This window comes from bacterium, assembly GCA_028821235.1.
Lineage (GTDB): Bacteria > Actinomycetota > Acidimicrobiia > Spongiisociales > Spongiisociaceae > Spongiisocius.
Window position 1 is genome coordinate 1 of record JAPPGV010000139.1, and the last position, 2,500, is coordinate 2,500.

The following is a 2,500-nucleotide window of genomic DNA, read 5'->3' on the forward strand; positions in this document are numbered from 1 at the left end:
TCGGCCACCATCCCCGAGCTGTCGAGCCGGGTGAGCGAGACGTACAGGTCTCCCCGCGGCGTCGAGTACACGGCGGGGGTGACCACCGGGGGGACGCCGTTGCCGTAGCTGTTGAGGCTCGGGGACATCACGGTCACCGCCTGGCCGCCCCGCGACACGTCCAGCCGGGCCCCCACGACATCCCGGTTCGGCTCGGCGCGCGAGAACGGGGTGCGGTAGGAGATCTCGTAGCCGGCGAACGGAGCGGTCTCGCCCGGGCTCAGGGCGATGGACCCGGAGCTGGCGTGGTTGGCGGAGACCGCGATCCCCACCGCCAGGATCGCCACCCCGATGTGGGAGATCTGCCCGCCCCAGTAGCCGGGATCACGTCTCATCAGGGTCCCCGCGGCGGCTATCGAACCCTGGCCGGTAGCGGCGGCGCGTCTTCGGACCAGCGTTACCAGGTGCCGAGCGATGGCCGAGACCACGAACACCGCCAGCAGCACCACCACGATCACGTGCCGGTTGCGGCTCACCAGGAGCACCAGCACGGCCGCCAGCACGAGGGCGATCCGCATCGGCGTCCGGACCCGCTCCCACAACACCTCGCGGCGCGCGACCCGGAACGGTGTGATGGGCCCGATGCCCATGGCCAGGATCAGGCAGTACGAGAGGGGAGCGGCCCACCGGTCGAAGAACGGCCGGCCCACGCCCACCGTGCTGCCCTCGAAAGCCTCCACGGCCAGCGGGAACAGGGTGCCCGACAGCACCACGAAGGCGAAAACGGTCAGGAGCAGGTTGTTGAGGAGGAAGGCGCCCTCCCGGCTGGCGAGCGAGTCGAGACGGGGAGCGCTGCCCACCAGGTGGATGCGGGCGGCGAACAGCGCCAGGGAACCGGCCAGGACCACCGCCAGGAACGCCAGCAGGACGGGGCCGATGGACGACTGGGTGAAGCTGTGCACCGAGGCGATCACGCCCGAACGGGTCAGGAAGGTCCCGAGGATGGTGGCCGCGAAGGCGCCGATCACGAGCACGTAGTTCCAGGACTGGAGAACGCCCCGGCGCATCTGGACCACCGACGAGTGGATGAAGGCGGTAGCCAGCAACCACGGGATGAAGGAGGCGTTCTCGACCGGATCCCAGGCCCAGTACCCGCCCCAGCCCAGCACCTCGTAGCTCCACCAGGCGCCCAGCACGATGCCGGTGGTCAGGAACCCCCAGGCGGTGAGCGTCCAGGTGCGGGTGGTCCGGAGCCAGGTCTCCTGATGGTCGACCGTGGCGAGCGAGGCGATCCCCACCGCGAACGGCACCGAGAAGCCCACGTACCCCACGTACAGGACGGGCGGGTGGACAGCCATCAGGATGTGGTTCTGGAGCAGCGGGTTGGCGCCCCGTCCCGCGCCGGGAAGGTCGACCGCCGACCAGGGCGCCCAACCCGATACGGCGCACCCGGCGGCATCGGCCGCCGCGGTGCAGACCGCGAAGGGGTTGGCGACCGTGGCCATCAGACCGAACCAGAAGACGGCCAGCATCCCCAGCACGGACAGGGTTCCCGCGGCCAGAGGGTGGTCACGCCGGTACAGGGCGCGAAAGACCGCTCCGGTGAAGGCTGCCAGCACCAGCCCCCACAGGACGATCGAACCCTCGAGCGCGGCCCATCCGGCGGCGATGGTGAAGATGAGCGGGGTTCCGATCCGGTGGTTATTAGCGATGTAGGCGATGGAGAAGTCGCCGGCCAGCAGGCCGATCTCCAGCATCAGCATGGCGGCGGCAGCTCCGCCGAGGAGCCACAGCACGGGACCCCTCATCCGCTCCATCGGGACGGAGCCCCGGCCTGCCAGCGCGGGAAGTCCCCTCCACGCCACCGCCAGCGCCGCCCCGAGGGCGACCAGGATCGAGCCGAGTCCCAGCCAGGCGATCATGGCCCGGCGGTCGGTACCTGGTAGGTTCCCTCGCCGTCCACGGCCCGGTACTGCTCGTCATGGTTGATCAGCAGCGTGTCCGACCGGAACGTGTCTCCCTCCCAGGCCCCTTCGACGACCACTCCGATTCCGGGGCGGAACAGTTGCGGCACGGCCCCGGTATGCACGACGTCGATCGACACGGCGCCGTCCCCGACTACGAACTTGACCCCGTCGTCGGTTCCCTCGAGCCAGTCCGCTTCGACCAGCCCTCCCAGACGGAACCGGTAGCCGGGCTCCTGGTCGGCCCGCTCATCGACCGCCTCGGAGGGTGTCAGGTAGTAGACGACGTTGTCGGTGAGGCCCCCCCACACCAGGAAGCCGACCACGATCGCCAGGAGCGCCCCGGCCGGGATCAGGACGTGGCGGCGGTTCATGTCTCCGGGGGCAGCCGCCGGCGGGCTCGCCTGATGCGGTAGGCCTGGTGGCCGGCATAGACCGCCAGCGCCCCGTAGGCGACCAGGTAGCCGAACAGCACCCAGCTACCCGGCATCCCGGCCTCCGAGGCTAGTGGTCTGTCTGCGAAACAACCGGGTGCTCTGGCGGCCATCGGCGTCCCG

Annotated in this window: 3 protein-coding genes; all 3 read right to left on the bottom strand. The window is 70.3% G+C overall.

Annotated features, from left to right (window positions below):
* A partial coding sequence (gene ccsA, locus OXK16_14185) for a cytochrome c biogenesis protein CcsA (protein MDE0377092.1) occupies positions 1 to 1,901 on the bottom strand: 1,901 nt, incomplete at its 3' end.
* Positions 1,898 to 2,317, bottom strand: a complete 420-nt coding sequence (locus tag OXK16_14190) for a cytochrome c maturation protein CcmE (GenBank protein MDE0377093.1) — start codon at positions 2,315 to 2,317, stop codon at positions 1,898 to 1,900. The genes ccsA and OXK16_14190, both read right to left, overlap by 4 nt.
* On the bottom strand, positions 2,314 to 2,500 hold a 187-nt coding region (locus tag OXK16_14195; GenBank protein ID MDE0377094.1), incomplete at its 5' end, for a hypothetical protein. The genes OXK16_14190 and OXK16_14195, both read right to left, overlap by 4 nt.